We start from the raw sequence: 17,869 nt of genomic DNA, 5'->3' as shown, positions 1-17,869 counted from the left end.
TTGAATAGTTTGCTTGGTTGATTATGTTTAAAAAGCGTTTTGTAATTACATCGGGTGATGCTCGTGTGGGTAAGTCCACAGTTTCTAGGCTCTTGCTGGAATTGTACTTGAAAAGTAATTGCAATGCGCGTGTTTTCTACCACGGTTATCGTAACAAGCTATCGATGTATAAAACAAAAGGTTTTGAAATAAACCATTTGGGATTGTCTAGGGGTGATTCGGATAGATTATTACTAGACTTAGAAATATTTCCAAATATTGATGTAATTTTGACAGATATGCCAGGTCAAAACCATCAGGAGTTCAAGTTTTTTGATAAAGATGTTTCACTGATAGGAAATCTTAACCATCTCGGATATCGCGTTACTTTCTTGCACCCGATATCACATCGTAAAGACTGTGTTGAAGATTATCTTGAGGATTTATACCAGCATTTTGGTAGTCAAGTTGACTATGTTGTTATCAAAAATTATTACTTTGGCAAGCAATTTCGATACTATGAAGGTAGTAAATTCCAAGCTGATATTAAAAAATTAAATGGCTTGGAGCTAGTTTTGGGCGGGTTGCATAACGACTTTTACCAGTTGCTTGAGGATACTGGTTTATCCTATGCTCAACTTATTGAAACTGACTCCCCTCTTAATACTATTCAGCGTTCTATAGTATTCAACTGGATAGAGAGTTTTAAGAATTCTATTGTTTCTAATGTTATTGCTTCTAATTATTTAGGGCTAAGTAAGAACTGTACAGAACTAGCTTCTGTAGGTGCAAATCAACAAAATTCTTCCAATTTTGATGTAAATGAAGATATTGAATCTGAAGAATGGTAAGTACTTTACCAAAATTGACAGTGAGGTTTTAAATTAACTGTTTAAACAACCTATGACCAATATTGCAAAAGTTGTTGAAAAAGTTATTGCAGAATATTCTGAAGAAAAGAAAGCAGAGGTCACTGATTGGATACTTAAATTAGGTGTTCGACCTGATGACCCCTTGTTTAACCTATATGCCGAACTAGGTACAACCCAATTTGCGTTGCAGCAGCTACCTGGTAGGCTTGACTCGCTTGTCGTGGGTTGGACTGACATGGTGGATGATAAGTTAAATAGTGCTTCTAAGGTGGCAATACAACAACAAAAAAGTGCGATCGCCCAAGCCGCTAAGGATTTAATTAAGATGACTAAGCAAGCTGGTGGGGCATTGCCTCTCTTGGGCGTAAGTAATTGGCGATTGGCACAAGTAGCGGGAGTGTTGGGTTTTGTACTGGCTTTGGGATCTGCAATTGGTGTTTTTACATACAAAACTATTGCTGAAAGTGTAACTTTTCAGCAGGCGGTTTCAGGAACTGCTATTTTACAACCTGAAGATAAAAAGCTTCTCGATTGGGCTAAATCCAATGAAGGTAAGGTAGCACGTAGTATTTATGTTAGAAACGCTGCCATCATTAAAACTTGCCGTCAGCAGAAGAAGTATTCAGGTGGCTGCATAATTGCAGTTGATTAATTTTCTAGGCAACCCAGCCTTTGTATCCCTTATTACTTGTTTTAGCTGTATCCTTTTGACTATTTTGGTTGGTTTTGACTTTGGTGTGGGTTGCTTGAGTAACTTCTTCTTCGATTTTCATATCTGCAAAGCTGAGGATTCCCAGGCGGATAGCTTCCCGGATAGCGTTTAATCTATCTTTGACTCCTAACTTGATAAATGAATTATGTAAATATGACCTGACTGTACCTTCGGAAACATACATGACATTAGCAATTTCATTATTTTTCATGCCACCAGCTGCTAATTTGAGAACTGTAATTTCTTTATTAGAGAAACCACTTAACAAATCTAGTGAATTTCTATCGGCTGTGTCATTTGACCTAAGATTATCAATCAAAATGCGATTAATAGTTGGGTCAATCCATGATTCGTTATTGTATGCAGCCATTACTGCTTCAATGAATCTTTCTCCTACTTCTTCTCTGGCGTTATTTTTACAGTAGTAGCAGTCTGCGCCATTACTAATTGCTGCGTTAATGGTATCTCGACTGCTATTTGCAGTCATAACAACTATTTTAATTGACGTGTGCTTACATTTAATTAAACTTATGAGATCAGTGCCATTGATATCAGGTAAATCAATATTTATCACCACGATATCTGGCTTTTGTTGGTCAACAATTTCTATTCCTTCTTTTCCGGATTTCGCAAGGCCACATACCTGGATTTTACCAGTTTCAGATAATATGGTTGCTGCGCCAACCCTAGATATGTTCTCATTTTCAATGATGACAACATTAATAGGCTTCATATTATGTACTGTTTTGGTTTAGTATTGTCCCTGATAATAATACTTATAGCACTTACTTTTTGCTATTTCTTAATCTTTACAGTTACTATAAATTAATTAGCTTATTTAAAAACTTTATTATTGTTTGTAAATTTTTTACAAAGTGGTTGGGTAATTTGTGTAGTTTTCATTAAGCAATCTATTTACTAGGCAATTTTATTGATCGGTTTTAGTTTTAATAGTATTTATCAAATTTAGGGAGTAATAAACGATTTTTTATGAATTTCAATAAACTTTTAGGATGGATAGAAAATATTGTTGTTTGGTCTTTAATAGTAATGCTATGTTTGGTCGGGTTAGGTAGATTACCTATTAACCCGACGAGTTTGTTTGACTTTACTGCGTCTTTTTACTATTTTTCTGTTGCGGTTATTATTTGTCCCAAGACTCCCTTGAGTTTTAATAACAAGCTAGTTTTGGGGTTTATAGCTTTTTCTTATGGTGTGTGCTTTGGGTTGATTTAATTTAATCTATCTCTTGAACAGCATCCTGGTTTTTGAATTGTTGTTGGTTCTGTTCGCAGCGTGCTTGTTGCTCATCGAACAGAGCCTTAAAACGTTCAAATTCATTATGGGTAAGGTTATTGATGATAATAGAGTAATTTTCTGAGCTATTATTGCGAGATGCTAGGAGTGCTTCTTGGCTTGCTTCTGAATCAGGCGAATTTCTATCAAGGCTAAGAGTTTGTGAATCTTCTTCTGATTTTAGACTTGCAGTATATGTCTCACTTTTATAAATGATACTTCCTGTCTCTTTGTCTGGTTTTCCAAATATATTTAAGCGGTCTAAAATTACAGGAATAACAAATTGTTGAATTTGTAAATTAGCGATAAAAGATTGCACTTTATCGTGTTGACCCTCTTCTACTAGGTTGCCATTATTGTCGTCATTTTTATCTGTAAAGTTTTTTAGAACGTCTGATTCAATTGTATTGTCTTTAGACTGACTTACTTCGGGCTGTAAAGATGACTCTTGACTAACTGGATTAACAAAATCGACAGTTTCAATTTCTGTGGAGCTTAACTTTACTTTTTCTTGCGCTATTTCACTGATTCTATTCATTTCTGAATTTAACTTTAACACAGCCTCTTGTCGTTCCTCAGCAGTTGGAGGATTTTTTGCATATTCTTCAAATTTCTCATCAGGTATATTAAGCTGTGCGATTAATTCTCTGAGGAGACAAGCTTGCATTGCTGGAGTTAAACCTTCTACTGGAAACTCGATTAGTTCTTTCATAGTAAAATTACCTTTCTACTAAATCTTTTTTGACATCTTTGAGTGCATTATTGATGCGATCGCTCATAACTTTAAAATCTTGTAATGTTTCATCACTAATGTTACTTACTTGAGTCTTTCCTTGTTTGACATATAACAAAATATTATCTTTTTTATCCTTAACTAAATAAGTTTGGTTTTGAGTTTGAGTAGCAATTTGATATTTTTCTGTTTGGACTGACATAATGCCATTAATATCCTCTTGTCCAATTGTCTTAACTACACGTTGAGCAAGACTGGTCATCTCATTAACTTTTTCTAATTCTTTAATGTCTTGTTCCATTGCCTTAAAAGCATTCTCAAGACTAATATTTTCTTGAATGTATAAATTAGTTACCTCCTGAATTCTATTGAGATATGTGTCTGATTTACCAAGTTTTTCAGCTGCTATATACCAGTTTTGGAGATTTTGCACTGTATTAGCTTTCATCCGCAGGGTAATGCTATCCATCGCTCCAACCTGCTGCATTTTGGGTTGAGCAGGTGATGCGAGTGCTTGGTCAATATTTGGTTGTTGGCTTTGTTGTGATGAAAAAATGCTCTTATTTTTAGAAATTAATGAGTTATCTGATACTTGTGTATTAGCAGAAATAGAATTGCTACTAACTTTGGTGTTTTCTACAGGATTAAATACTGCGTATTCTTGGGAAATTTGTTCTATTTTGTACCCTTTTTCTTGAAGATAATTTTGAACTAATTGGTCAGTTCCTTGTGCGTTTCCAACTAGAAAAGAGCTTTTCGCTGCTATTGCCTTATTAAGTAAGGGTTTATAGTGATTTTCAAATGTTTGGGCAATTTGCTCGCTTGTTACTCCGCGCCACGGGCCAGATCCGGACACCATAATGATGTCTTCTTTTGAGTAATTTCCTGTGTTGGCGCGTTCCCCCCATACTTGCTCGTAATTTCGAGTGCTTGAAGGTGTACCGGGGGGTGCAGCTGATTTACCGATAAACTGGGTAGCTAATTGGGCCATCGCAATGTCTTTTTTCATGTGTTCAGCGACGGCGGCGTTTATGGGTTCGAGTTGGAACAGTGGATTTGTGGGCCGCACAGCAGTCTGTTGGGACTTGTCCTGCTGGGTTTGTACGGTAGTTTGTTGTGATTTTGTAACTACATACATATACGCTTCGCTAAGGGCTTGAATAAATGCGGATTCTTTACCCTTACCCTGCCACTGTTGATCCTGGGCGTTAGTTATGCTTGTACAGTTCTCTAACCAATCGGCTCCCCCGCGTTTGGCGATCGCCTCAGTCAGCCGGGGATGTTGTTCGAGTTTAGCCTGAAGCACTTCTACCATTAGCTGGTATTCATCAACTGATGGATGCAACTGCTTTTGGTGATTAAATGCGTGTTCGGCGGATGCGTATGCTACCCCTTGAGGTTTTTGGACATGGGTTTCTACTCCATACTGCCCGGCAGGGGCTTCTGGATTATTGTTGACTGAAACTTGGTAATTGTTTTGCAGCTTGCCTTGTTCTTTGGCGAGTGCAGTGGCAAGACTTAGTGCTACTCCCAGCCCATCTTTGGAGTCGGGGCTGATATTTACTGGAGTTGCAGCTTGTTTTTGGATGGTTGGGAACGGAACAATTTTGCCATTGACATAATCTCCTAGTGGCTCCATGAATAAGCCATATACCTGACTCTTACTCGCTTGAGTTTGGGTAAGTTCTTTTGGTGAATGCTTCTCCCATCTCGCCCAGGCTTGCTGGTAACTTGGGTCTTGAACCATTTGGGTGGTGATTTTGTATTGCTTACCTACCCGAAAAGCAACTTGCTCGCCGTTTTTACCTTGGGCGATCGCAATATCTCCCTCATTGATACCATAAGTTTTTTGGTAGTCTACACCTCTGGTAGTGTGTATCCTACCGTGTCCGCGCATAGCATCGATGGTTGTGTTAACTGGTACTGTGGCAGCTTCGCCGTGTAGATGCAGCGAATAAACCATTGGTACTGGTTTGCCAGATATAGTCGGGTTGTCTGGAATCTGAGGATTAGCAGCGCGTGCCGCAGTAGAATTGCCAATGGCGATAATTTCTTCGACAGTTGGTTGGTTTGAAGGGTGTGAGGGTATGTTTTGGGTAACTTCTCTGAGGCTGGTATAACTGCGCTCTACTTTAATTTCTCCCCCTGGTGTCCACTCGTTAGCTTTAATGGTGAGGTCGTTGTTGCTTTGGACTACCGCACGCGGAGGTTGGTTTGAGGTGAGGAAGTTCTCAAATTTTTGGCGAACGCTGTTTTCTCTGCCCAGGTCATTTTTAATTGACCAGATGTTGATAGACCATCTGCCAGCCTCAGTATTCAGTGCAGCGTGTTCGTTTTTGCAGTTAAAGCGGGTTACTGTACCCGACTCAAGTTTAAACTCTTGGTATGGTGCGTCCTGATTCTCTTCCCTAGTCCATGCCATTCGTTCCTTAGCAGCACGATAGCCCCAGTCAGAATTTCCGATATTGATGCTGCGGGCTTCCGTCGCGGCGTAGGAGTCATCGCGGTGGTAGTTAATCCCAGCACCGGGGTTCTCGGAATAAGTTACCAGCACAATATCAGCGTCGGGATATACTTGTTTGACAAGTTCCATCAAAGAGTCGTCCTGTACCCCTGGCTTGAAATCTTTATCCTTCAAATCCCATTTTGCACCGATCCAGGCGACTTGTCTCAGTGGTGCATAGTTAGATTTGTCATTTTCAAGTATGGGTTTGAGGTGGGTTTCAAGATGCGATCGCATCTGTTCTACTTTTTCCTCGCTTACCTTACCCAATATTTCGATAGCTTTAGTTGGATCGGCTTGACGCGAGTTGGGTAGTAATATTGGTTGATTCTTAGCTTCTAATTGTGTATTCTCTACTACTTGTATCTCAACCGCGTTTTGATAGACTTGTGAAATGCCTGTAACTGTGGCGTTAGTATTTAATTGAATATTAGTTGTATTCTTTTCTGGTAAAGCTTTAGCAAGAACAATTGGTACTGGAGAATCTTCTTGATTGAGTTCTTTTGGACGGTTAGGAAGTGCTTTTAGAGCTTTTCGGTAATCACTATTTTCTGGAATATGGTTTAATTTTAAAAGACTACCTTCAGTTGCAACTTTTTGATTTAACTCTGTAAGAAGCTCTTCGTAGCGGTCAAAACCATTAACTTCACCAATATTAATAGCTTCTCCCAGTAAACTATTGAATTCTTTCTTTATTTCCTCACTAATCTTATTTTTATTAAAAGTAAATGTAGCGGTATTACTCTCAATCAAATAATAATTTTCAGTAGATTTTGATTCTAACCAAGTGGCTACAGCGGTCACGTCTTGTGCGGGAACTACTAATCCAAAAGCTTCTTTAGTTTCTGAGAGCGATCCATCCGAGGAAATATATTGTTGATTTGGATTATAAAAATATACAGTTTGTTGTGGAATGATTGGAGTGGGTTGTGACGGTGTATCTGCACTTTTGATATGACCACCAGCACGGTTAATAAAGGTTTGTCTTAATTCGCTGCTGATAGTAGTTTCATCAAGTACGAATACAGTCATTCCTTTTTTGGACTCTAAGCGAGCTTGTGATATAGGAAGCTGTTCGTATGATACTCCTACTTTTTCGAGGTACTTTTTGGTTTTTTCGGCTATATTTTCATCAACTGCTAATCCTAAAAGCCCTACTAATTTTTGCTCTTTATCTTGAAACATGATTGTAGGACGTTCGTTTATTTTACCGAGAATTTGGTTACGTTTTTCTTGCTGTTCGTCTCTGACAGTCTTTTCATTACTTATAAGCTGACTGCGTTTAACCCATTTGTCGGGATACTGTACTGTTTCTGGATTAATAATTATTTTACAGGTACTTTCATTACTGGTAATCTGTACAGGGATAGTGGTTCGTTGTTGGTTTGGGCGAATAATGCCCGTATCAATTAATTTTTGTACAGTGCTACTTTCTTTCCTTTGCCACTGTTTTTGTATATTTCCTTTATTTAAATCAGCTTCGAGACGTTCATTATGCTGACCAATAATACCGAGTGATTGGTCACCAATTTTAGCAATATAAACGTGCTTTTTATCAAATGCCCTAACTAAAGTTTCTTGAAATACTTGGTTGTTAATTTCCTGTTTTTTGTACTTTGGATTCGTAATATTAATTCGTAACAGATTATTCTGAGATGTCTCTGCTATAGCATAGGCATTTTGTCCAGTGATGATAGTTTGAATTTTAAGATGTAACTGTTGCCCATTCCCAGGCTTTTCTGCTAGCCAGCCTTGAACAATACCTTCTTTGATTGATTCTTTATCAATATTGCCTAGTTTTTCAGGTTTATTCCCATTTTGAAGATAAATAGTATAGTCTTCCCGAATCAGGTCAACCTTTTCGATTGTTAACATTACAGGTTCATTATTAAACCTTTGGGAATTTCCAAACTTATTAACTTCGCCTACTTTGAAAGTGAGTTCTGGTAATCCGGGTACTTTGGTTGTAACAGAGGTGGTATATACTTCACCTCTTTCAACACTGCCAATAGCAATAGTACCAATTGGTAGCCGGGCGTTACTTTGTTCAATATTTCCAAATGTTTCGTAATTACCCTCTTGATTCTGGATTTCAATTACACTTTTTCCATCTTCAGCTAGATTAAATTGAATACTCTGAGGTTGATTTTCCTTAAAAAAATCACTATTCCGGTCAAATCCAGTGATACTAAACTCGGTAAACTTGAGTGTATCTAACTGACTGATAATCTCTTGAGGAAAGGTAGCAAAAGCGAAATTAGAAACTTTATTTTGGCGATCGCTACTTTTATCATTACCAGTCTCACGAGTAGTTGATACCCCCCAAGTAGCAGCTGCCATTGCCAGCTTTTGGTCGTCTGGAATCGAATTATAAAAGTCCTCTGCTATCTGGTAAGCTTTTTGGTAAAGAAGTTTAATTTGACCTTCGCTTAGTTCAGGCTGGAATGATATTTTGTTAGATTTTATTTCTTGTCCAAGCGTAATTCCTATCTCTTCGAGTTTATTTTCTTGCTCCCTCGCCAGTGTTCCTAATTTTCTAAACTTGGGTTTACCATTCTCAGTTTCATCGTTAATTTGAGCATAAACTAAATATTTATGCGGACGGTTATTGTTGCGTTTATCTTCGGATATTTCTGATAGTTTTATCGTAATTGTATTAGCTTTCCAGATAAATTCATTATCATACTGTATAATATTAGTTATACTTAATTGATTACCATTAGCAAGAGTAATATTTGCGGACGACCCTTTTTCAGTTTCTTTTTGTTTAGATAGCTCACTCGCTCGGTTGAATGATTTGTCGAATTCTTTTTTGATGAGCGTAGCTCTTAATCGCTGTTCGTGAGAAAATTCAACCCCTTTAAATAAAGCTTGAAATTGAACGATCTCACGCGATTCGAGACGAGCTTTTTCAAAATACTGATTGGTTTGAGCAATTAGTAACTCAACAGGTGAATATCCCGTCGGTTGAATTATATTGTCAATATAGACATCTTTCTTCTTATCCTTAATATAGTTGACTTCACGGTGAAGAATCTGACTGTTGTTACGAATAGTTTCAATTTCAGGTTTTTTGGCACTCTTGAAAAGGTCAACTGCAATTTGATTTTGAAATGCTGCCTCGGCAATCATTTCACGATACATTTGGGTATTAATGTTCATCGCCACTAGTGTATTGGTGGGTTCTTGTCGAACAGTTTTGATGAACTCTTCCATGTAACTGCGATACTTGCTTGGAATCTCCTTCCCTTCAATACCCTTGGATTTTGCCCAGGCTTCTGTTTTGAATAAATCTTCGTAGTGTTTGGCTACCTGCTGTACGTACTCAATTGAGTCTTTTTCACTACCAAAGTTTTTTAGAATCGTAATTTCTGACTCTAACGCCTCAATTGAGGTAAGGTGATTGTTGATAACACCCACACTAATGCCATCGCTCATGTGGATGGCGATTTCCTCAAATTCTGGCTGACTGCCATCTTCTTGGTAAAAAGATTGTTTTTTAAGTTTGACAGTTGGAGCGTAGGCGTTTTCAGGCAGGTTACGCTCCTTTGCTTCGGCGGTGAGGTTGGGATATTTGGTTGCCCGCTCGAAGCCGATACAATCACCATCGTAGTCGCGTGCTTGACGCTCTTGTTCGGACTCTTGAGGAAGAATCTCTAATTCATAACCAGTTAATTTTAGTTCTAAAATATACTGGTTAAATTTGTTAGTAAACTCTATTTTATCTCTAGTTTCGAGCTTACTAATATTCTGGTCTAAGTAATTTTCAATACCTGCTAGTTGAATATTTTTTCCTTGAGCTTCTGGTAGGATAGATTTAATTTGCTCATTGAGGCGGTTGTAAATGCGATCGCTTGTTTCGTCCGAGACAGCGATCGCACCAGCGAGAGGTTGACCATCAGGCCCAAGGATATCTTCTACAATTTTGTTAGTTGAGACGCACAGACCATTTGAGTTGAGGAAAGGGGAGCGGAAGTTGAGAACTTCTTCCCCGTCTTGATAATGCGGTATGGAAATTTCCCCATTTTGCAGGTCTTTGGAGGGGATTACCATTGCTCGCTCAAACGTTAACGTCTTGCCGATGGCGATTTCTTTCCACTCGTTTTGGACGAACCGGGCGAGTTCGCGCTGTATTTTCTCAGTTTCAAGAAGTTGGCCATCTCCTTGCAGGTCAGTTTTGATGAGTTTGTAAATAAACGAGTCAGTAGCAATGCGATCGCGCAAAGTTTCTAACTCTTCTGCTACTGTTGGATCTTCTGCTGCTTGTTCTTCTAGTGTGGTTGCTTGTTCTTCGAGAAAGGCTTTCCGCTTCTCGTATTTTTCGCAGTAAAGTTGTGCAAGTTGCCGAGGATCATCCTGTGCTTCTTTAAGCTTTTTGGCTTCAAGTTCTAGCTGTTCAGTAAAGTCTTTCAGTCCGTTAGGGAATGAAGCGAGTAACTGCGATATAGCTGTCTTGCCGAGTTCAGATTGTGATTTTTCACCTAGCCAGATATTTTGTCGGTACAATCCAGGTTGAATTTGAGGCTTAGTCGGGCCATTAGGATTATCTTTATCAGTTCCCTTGAACGCAGATAAGGGAAGAATGAGGTCAATTTTAGTTGAGTTATTGGAGTCTTGATAATTGAGGATTTGCTCAAGGTTAGCAGGGCGTAGTGTACCTTTACCAAAACGGTATTTCTGATCATCTCTGTCTCGATCAGTCCAACCGAAGCGGTGCTGAATTACTCGATATTTATCACCTTTTTGATGCTTGGTTAATTCGTGATACAGTTCTTTTGATATTTGTCCGTAACAGTCTCCTGTTAGCCGATATGCTTGGTCATTACTGATAATGCCGCCATTTTCACCATTATTATCATCAACTATTAGGATGTTTAACTCTTTATTGACAGCATTTCTACATGAACCAAGAAAGATAGACCCGTAAGCACCTCTATCTTTGTTATCAGGGCATAATTGCCTAATTGTATCTAGACATTCTTCGGGGCCATATAACAACCGAGTTTTTGACGATAGTAATAATTTATGACCTTCAGGATGATTAATTAATTGTTCTACAGTAGACTTTTCGTCCATATGCCCGAACGAAAAGTTTACCCCAGGAAAGAAATATTCTAATAGGGTATTATTAAGTCCTTCCTTTAACAGCGAATCTGGATTATTTGTATTACCATCTGTATGAATCCATTGATTTAATCTAGTGTCAAAATGTTTAGCTTGAATTGTCATATATGAACAATTAAACTTATAAAATTAAATATAAATTTTCACTTTTTGGCACTAAAATACCCGTAAAATTAAATTTTACTTTCTTTTTGTCGGTAATCTATTCAACAAATTTCTAATTTATACTAACAATTTTTTAGTATTTAAAAATACTTGCTCATAGAAACTTTACTTAGTTGATTCCTAATAAAGCCTTATTGAACCTAATGCCATAATTTAAGTATGCCAAAAAATATACTGAATTATTGATTACTTCTTGCTTAACCCTGAATCAGTAGTAACATTCTTCATGTTTGCCATTGTGGTTATGTTTGCAGTTTGAGACGGAAAGCTAAATTCGTGTGGTAGCACCTTGATAATTTTATGCCTCCCAAATTTTTTACTCTCTGTATATTTAAAATAAACTCTTAAAGTTTCATCAGGTGAAAGGCTTGAAGTACCGTACTTATGGTTGGGTGTAGGAAATAATAAAGTCGTGAAGTTTGAGAGGTGGACTCTCCAAGCGATCGCAGATGGAAATAATAAAGTCTTAAACTGTCACACAGGCGAAAACCCCTATACACCGACCATTTGTGGGCTTTACCCTATTAGAGGGTAAGGTGTGAATGTGCCAGTTACTTTAGGACTTTATTTTAAATTTCAGGCGTTTATTTTAAATGTACACTCTCCTGTCGTTATTCAATTTTGAGTGTGTCCTTTGTTCTAGCTATTATTTTTATTTAAAGTAACTAGAACAAAAATAAAACTGCCTAAAAGCTTGACTTCTCAGTATATTGAGCAAAATTCAAGTAGGATTGTTATATAACATACATAATCTTGTATAGTGCTGTAGACGTTCTGCGTAATATTTAGCTTTAAATTGGTTCTCTAATTCTTCCAATTTAGATGTTTCTATAGGTTCTAAACCCAAATAATTATGATATGCCTCATTAGCTTCATTAAGAACACCATAAGATTGATATGATGCTTAATTTTTAACCATAAACTCTATCAAGCTTTCTATAGTGCTACCCTGCCAAGAGTCTGAAATATTATCTTGAAATCTTCCTCTTTTAGTCGATGTGGCATCACTCCATAAATCACCAAAAGGTATATCTTGATTTTTAAATTGTTTGAGCCATTCTCTAAAACTTATAGTCATTTTTCACTTCTCCCTAGTCAGTTTTTAGCCTGTTGGCATACCTATCAGAGCGATTTGATTGTAATCGTCACGTCGCACTGGTAGATAAAGCAGCTTTACACATAATGCTGTATTTCAGGATTTATATTTTGTGGCAGTAATGAAGTAAATTTTCCCATTTTGCTGGTTTTATTAGTCGATGGATATAATTTCATCGATGTTGAAAACTTCAACTGTAGCATTTGGACTGTTCATATCTGTGGTTTGTTCGAGTAGACGTGTTGCTTCCTCAAGCAATGCACTTGCGTTCTGGAGCAGTGTTCGCACCTGGGTTAACTTGTTTCGCCGTTCGATACCAAGTTGTGCTTCTATATACCGCGCATCATTATGATGGCTGAGGTGAATTACCCGTACTTGTTGTTCTTTCTCTGAAGGTGCAAATATTGCGTTTTCGGCAGTTAGTTTATAGTATGAGTACGTACCACTGGGGCGTTTAACATTGTAGATGTGGAGTTCGCAACTAGGTGGTGCAATGTACTGTCCGTCGAAGTTAGTAAGTCTAGTACGAATATTATCTAATGTGGTGGCGATCGCCTCGACGGCAGAGACAATACCTAATGATTCTGGTGATTGTGGGCAACCGCGCCTCATCAGCATCATAATGGCAGCAGAACGACGAGTCAGGCGAATTTGTTCTTGATACTGGCGCATTTGTTCTTCCCGGATACGAACAAGTTCGAGTTCTTCATCAGGGGTTAGTTCAACCGTACTCCCACAAGTTTTGTAATTTAAGCAGTCGCCAGGATCTATGCCTGGGTACTGCATCATACTGGCACAGTCAAATCCAAGTCCACATTTTTTCTTGGGCATGGGTTATCGTTTTTGTTCTAGTTACTTTTATAATTTTATATAGCTAGAACAAAGAGGCTTATGGGCGAGATAAACGATGTTAGAATTTTTGCGCCTGAGCAAGATATTGCGTCGTGGCAGTCGTTGTTTGAGAAGATGGAAGCGCAGGGACTGGTTGAAATTGTCCAAAAACCAGATAAATTTTATGAAGTCAGGGGAAGTGAGAAACTTAAACGAGGGTATTTCAAGATTAAGCTGTTGCGCTGTAATTTGTAAAAACATTTGAGTGTCTTAGCTAATAAATATGGTTAAACTAAAAACCCAAGAATATATAGCCAAGTACAGTGCTGAGTTTCCTGACGGAAGAATTAATCGTGAGCTTCCCTTCCCCACAGATACAATATCTGTAGTTTCTGATCCCAAAAATTGGCATTGTTATCCAGAAAACGTAGTCAGGATTTACTTGTCTAATTATGGGCAAGAGGTTTGGGTGGTGGGAGTAGGAGATTATCATCACCCAACTATTTGTAACAGAGTGTTTGAAGAATTGGACGACGCTTGCAGCTTTATTGCTAATCGTCCTGATGTTATTTCTAAACAGTGGCTTGTTGAAAGCGGATTCGATTTTTTAGAACCTCCTGTATCAAAAGCTGAACGAATTGGTTGAAGTTGGCAATCGAGCGAATAAGATGAGTAAAATTGCTCCTCTCTAAAAATAAGATTAGAAATTATGTCAGAATATATTCGTCTGAATAGTTAGAAAAAATAGGTGTATATTGAGAAATAAAACTATTAATTATACTGAGATAATTCTGTATTCTGGCTCTTGGCTCATGAGTACTGAATTCTTACCATATTAAGAGAAAATTATTGCTGGTTTGTCACCAATTTTACAACTGTATTTTTTTAGTTTAGGATTATTCTTATAAGTTTAGATTTTTCTCACCAATAGGCTCAAATAGCTATCATACAAACTTCTTGATGTCCGGCAACTGCTTGTTCCCAAGTTGAATATCTCCAGAATTTACCACTATATTCACCTCCAAAAACCATAGTTTCAAAAAGCTGTGGTTCTTGATTAGGGAAATTAGAATAATCCTTCCCTAAAAAGATGGTAGATACTCTTCCCCACGAAAAAGTATCTAAAGCTACTTGTACATTGTTCTCATTTTTCCGCCAATCAGACCATTGCTCAAGACTTTCGGGCTTAATAGGCTGTTTATTTTCATCAAGTATATAAAGCTCATCGAGTATATCCATATAATTTCTAAAATTTTGTGTCATAAGATAATTGTCGGACAAACTTATGTGTATTGTGTAGGTTTGTCACCTCAGTTTTCATGCACGACGTAAGGGTAATGTATCGCCTGGGCAACTGTCTTTATTGTGAGAGTTATGTTGTCAAAATTATATTTTAGCAGACATTATAGAACTGCAAAAATGCAAAACAATGTAAAATTGTTATATTACTTTCAACATTTATGACAAAACAAGAGTTATGTCACAAGAAAGTAAAATTCTAGAATTAGCTAACTAATTTTGAAACAAAATCTAACTTTTGATTATGTGCATAGATGAAACAATAGCATCTGATATTAAAGAAGCTGTAGCTAGGGTTTCTTGCTATTTAGATGATTTTGGCAGTCATATTAGCCACTTAGATTTTTCAATTGAAAATTTAGAAGATTTAAAAGAAGAATTTGCAGAAGGAACTGATAAAGATTCAATCGATACTTATTTGTACATTGCCCTATCCCGAATAAAATCTACTAAAAATCGACTAGAGGAAGATATTAAAATTGTTAAAAGTTACTTGAATTATTTTATTGAATCCTCTAGTAAAATACCTGAATTTACTTACGATTATGAAAAAAATAAAATCGAAAATAGACAAGAAAAATAAAATTTATGCCTAAAAAAGATGTCTGGGTAGTATTTGGTCACTTTCTTGATTTAAATTACTATTACGTATCAAATACTGAATGGGCTTTTGAAATAGAAGAAGCTTGCTTATTTAAAACCAAGGAATTAGCCGAAAGCACAGTAGGTAGGCTAAAAACTTATGAGAAAAAGAATCTAGACTTTCACGGAATCAAACCAGATAGCTTGTCTGTTGAACGCACCCGCCTTGAAGTTAGCGAATTTCTACATTTTACGGCTTAATTTACCTCTGATAAATATAAACGCAAAAACTTGTACTGTTGATGCTTAGACACCAATAGACAAAACAATTTTTTATGCCCGACAAATCCACAAATAGCCGCCCCCAAATTCACATCCAGCTAGACAAAGAACCTGGATTGCTAGACGAAATTTTTAAAACCTAAACTGTTTAGTTTGCACTTTGTGACAACTTCGCCAACAGTGTCTTCGCCAGTCCTACCCCTAATTTTGAGTAGATTAAATTCTCTCTAACAACAGATTTACTATTGCTCAATACCTGTTTGCGATCGCTGTTGATTGATTAATGCTTGTTGGGTAAAGAAACGTAAACTTTCAATCTGCTCAATTTCGTTTGTGGTTAGTCGAGTTGGTATCTCTTCGTACCAGGTTCTTTGACTGTAGCAAGTTTGCATCACAGGAGTATTATCCCCATGACGGTAAACACTCAGAGTATTGCTATCTAAGCTGGCACTCAACTCCCGTCCTTTGATACGGAAGTTATTGGTAACAAGCATATAGTCAGTGATTATAGAAGGCAAATGTTTGAGATTAGAAGGAAGAAGGTTAAGAGAAGGAGGAATAGGGGAAGATTGCTCTTCCAGGAATTGTTTAGCAGTGAGACCATTTTCTTCTGAAATATCCTGTTGTGGGTACTGTTTTTGGGGATGCGGCTGAACTTTTTTCTTAGTGTTATTTGCTTTCAATGTGGGGTTGTCTTCCAATTTGGATTGTATTACTGGAATCTCACTTGGATAATTACTGTTTAGTGTATATGTACTAACAAGTGTTTTGGAGTTACTGTCAGTGTCACCATTACTATCACTTGTACTGCTGCTAGTAGGTTTATCATTATTTAAGTAATCATTATTACTTAATACTCTGCTATTTATGCGAGCAATTGCTTTGGCTTTAGCTTTTTGAATTACTTCTTTATCTTTATCTGGGTCGTACATGATTCCATACTCAGACCGCAGTTTGTTCCAACTATAGGATTTGTATACTTGATAACCAGCAATTTTTACATCATTATGAATGTAGGTAAAGCCTAGTAGTTCTTCCCCCTGCATCTTAGACAATACTCCAATGTTATTTTCCTCCAGGCGTTGAATGAACGTAGAGACGGTGGGACTATCCTTAATGGCTTCTCCTATTGCTTGGCGAATAATTTCCTTACTTGTTGGGGTTTTGTGCTTACTGTTGACTGCTCTAATACTTTTTGATCGGTTGGGACTGATGAGTGTAATTATTCCGTACTCTTGCTCTAACCTAGAGGCGACGGCTTCATTTGTTGTCAGTGTTACCTCCAATCCTAGTTCCGCCGCGATGCGTCTAGTTGAGACTTGGGAGTTGAAATAATCATAGGAATCATTAACTAAGCTGCCATCTAACCGAATCCGGGAGGCGATTATATGCAGGTGTTCGTGGTTGCGATCGTGGTGGCGTACTGCAACGAATTGACTGGTAGCTCCTACAGATGATTTTTCCTTGGGCAAGTATCCCATATCCTTGAGATATTCTCTTGCTACATAACTGTACTGACTGTCCGATAAATGCTCGTGGTAGTCGGGGCGGTGTGCAATTGAGATGATGAGGTGAGCGCACTGCCGTTTAACTGCTTTGTTGGTGTACTTGATGGTGAGAAACTGCTGGTTAAATTCATCTGGCTTTGTTCCCATCATATTAGTATTGACAATCGCAGCATCATCTTTCCCCAAGACATACTTGAGCGTGTCGAGAAAATTGGGTTTTTTGTAGATGACGGGAATCAAATTGAGACAGTTGAAAGTGGGGGCTATAGAACTTGTAATGCCTTATTTATCTTGGCTTGAGGGTGATTTATCGGGAACGTCTAGGTTAAATGCAGCTGCGATGGTCTGATCTACAAGTGCGATCGCCTTATTAACAGTATCCAAAATTTGCTGGTTGTTTGTTTCTTTCGCTAAGTGAGATAACATCATCAGTTCGCTTTTAAGGTTTCCAGCAGTAGCGCGGATAGTTATCAAGTCGGCAGACGGTTTTGCCGTTAGTACCCGCCTTAATCCACAGGAACGTAAATACTCAGATGCAGTTACCCCTGTGGCGATCGCTTTTTCCTCAATGGTAGTTTTCTCTTCCTTAAAGAGGTATACCTTGATAGATTTAGTTCGCTTTACGGGGTCATTTACCATACATTAGTCATCAAAAAGTAAATATAAAACAGAAGTAGTATTTATTAGAACTACATGATAAACGATTGTATTAAATATATTGTCAATTAATCTAATTTATTGCAAATAATAAAAGGATAAAATGACCCCATTGAACATACCTTGTTTTAGTTCTGGATTGTGCGACAACAGCAATGGTTTATTGTGGAACGGGACTGATGTAAATTCATATGCAGTGAGGGTTGTAGAGTTTTGTTCCAAGACGATTG

General features: G+C 37.6%; 13 protein-coding genes. 5 read left to right on the top strand and 8 right to left on the bottom strand.

Going from position 1 to position 17,869, the window contains the following annotated elements; genetic code table 11:
• Positions 1-23 precede the first annotated feature (23 nt).
• Positions 24-830 (top strand): hypothetical protein, encoded by an 807-nt coding sequence (locus tag NCWK1_RS18770; protein ID WP_017307627.1) that lies wholly within the window; start codon positions 24-26, stop codon positions 828-830.
• Positions 831-882: 52 nt separating this feature from the next.
• Positions 883-1,503, top strand: coding sequence for a DUF6753 family protein (locus tag NCWK1_RS18765; protein ID WP_017307626.1), 621 nt, complete (start codon positions 883-885; stop codon positions 1,501-1,503).
• 4 nt (positions 1,504-1,507) lie between these two features.
• Here NCWK1_RS18765 and NCWK1_RS18760 read toward each other — a convergent pair whose 3' ends face one another.
• The 5 genes from NCWK1_RS18760 to NCWK1_RS18740 form a co-directional block, all read right to left on the bottom strand.
• Entirely contained in the window at positions 1,508-2,296 is a 789-nt protein-coding gene (locus NCWK1_RS18760) for a response regulator (protein ID WP_073597689.1), read from the bottom strand.
• Between the two features lie 504 nt (positions 2,297-2,800).
• Positions 2,801-3,571, bottom strand: coding sequence for a hypothetical protein (locus tag NCWK1_RS18750; protein ID WP_103125770.1), 771 nt, complete (start codon positions 3,569-3,571; stop codon positions 2,801-2,803).
• A gap of 7 nt (positions 3,572-3,578) precedes the next feature.
• Complete coding sequence (locus tag NCWK1_RS18745) at positions 3,579-11,324, bottom strand: hypothetical protein (RefSeq protein WP_103125769.1); 7,746 nt, start codon at positions 11,322-11,324, stop codon at positions 3,579-3,581.
• Positions 11,325-12,288: 964 nt separating this feature from the next.
• Positions 12,289-12,462, bottom strand: coding sequence for a hypothetical protein (locus NCWK1_RS29650; protein ID WP_017307621.1), 174 nt, complete (start codon positions 12,460-12,462; stop codon positions 12,289-12,291).
• 171 nt (positions 12,463-12,633) lie between these two features.
• Positions 12,634-13,269, bottom strand: a complete 636-nt coding sequence (locus tag NCWK1_RS18740) for a hypothetical protein (RefSeq protein ID WP_245894942.1) — start codon at positions 13,267-13,269, stop codon at positions 12,634-12,636.
• 325 nt (positions 13,270-13,594) lie between these two features.
• On the opposite strand from NCWK1_RS18740, the gene NCWK1_RS18730 reads away from it, so the two are divergent.
• On the top strand, positions 13,595-13,957 hold the full coding sequence (locus tag NCWK1_RS18730; protein ID WP_103125766.1) for a hypothetical protein: 363 nt from the start codon (positions 13,595-13,597) through the stop codon (positions 13,955-13,957).
• Between the two features lie 287 nt (positions 13,958-14,244).
• Here the strand turns inward: NCWK1_RS18730 and NCWK1_RS18725 are convergent, their stop codons facing one another.
• Positions 14,245-14,574 carry a hypothetical protein gene (locus NCWK1_RS18725; protein ID WP_146034009.1) on the bottom strand — a complete coding sequence of 110 codons (330 nt, stop codon included), beginning with the start codon at positions 14,572-14,574 and terminating at the stop codon, positions 14,245-14,247.
• Between the two features lie 280 nt (positions 14,575-14,854).
• On the opposite strand from NCWK1_RS18725, the gene NCWK1_RS18720 reads away from it, so the two are divergent.
• Both NCWK1_RS18720 and NCWK1_RS18715 read left to right on the top strand, forming a co-directional pair.
• Positions 14,855-15,193, top strand: a complete 339-nt coding sequence (locus NCWK1_RS18720) for a hypothetical protein (protein WP_103125764.1) — start codon at positions 14,855-14,857, stop codon at positions 15,191-15,193.
• Between the two features lie 5 nt (positions 15,194-15,198).
• Positions 15,199-15,453 carry a hypothetical protein gene (locus tag NCWK1_RS18715; protein WP_103125763.1) on the top strand — a complete coding sequence of 85 codons (255 nt, stop codon included), beginning with the start codon at positions 15,199-15,201 and terminating at the stop codon, positions 15,451-15,453.
• Between the two features lie 263 nt (positions 15,454-15,716).
• Here NCWK1_RS18715 and NCWK1_RS18710 read toward each other — a convergent pair whose 3' ends face one another.
• Positions 15,717-17,222 (bottom strand): relaxase/mobilization nuclease domain-containing protein, encoded by a 1,506-nt coding sequence (locus tag NCWK1_RS18710; RefSeq protein ID WP_245894941.1) that lies wholly within the window; start codon positions 17,220-17,222, stop codon positions 15,717-15,719.
• Between the two features lie 42 nt (positions 17,223-17,264).
• A complete protein-coding gene (locus NCWK1_RS18705) occupies positions 17,265-17,621 on the bottom strand; it encodes a plasmid mobilization protein (RefSeq protein WP_103125762.1) in 357 nt (118 codons plus the stop codon).
• Positions 17,622-17,869: the final 248 nt, after the last annotated feature.

Origin of the sequence: Nostoc cycadae WK-1 (genome assembly GCF_002897135.1) — a bacterium.
GTDB lineage: Bacteria > Cyanobacteriota > Cyanobacteriia > Cyanobacteriales > Nostocaceae > Nostoc_B.
The sequence above is the reverse complement of the archived record's forward strand: the minus strand, read 5'-3'. Positions and strand labels throughout refer to the sequence as shown.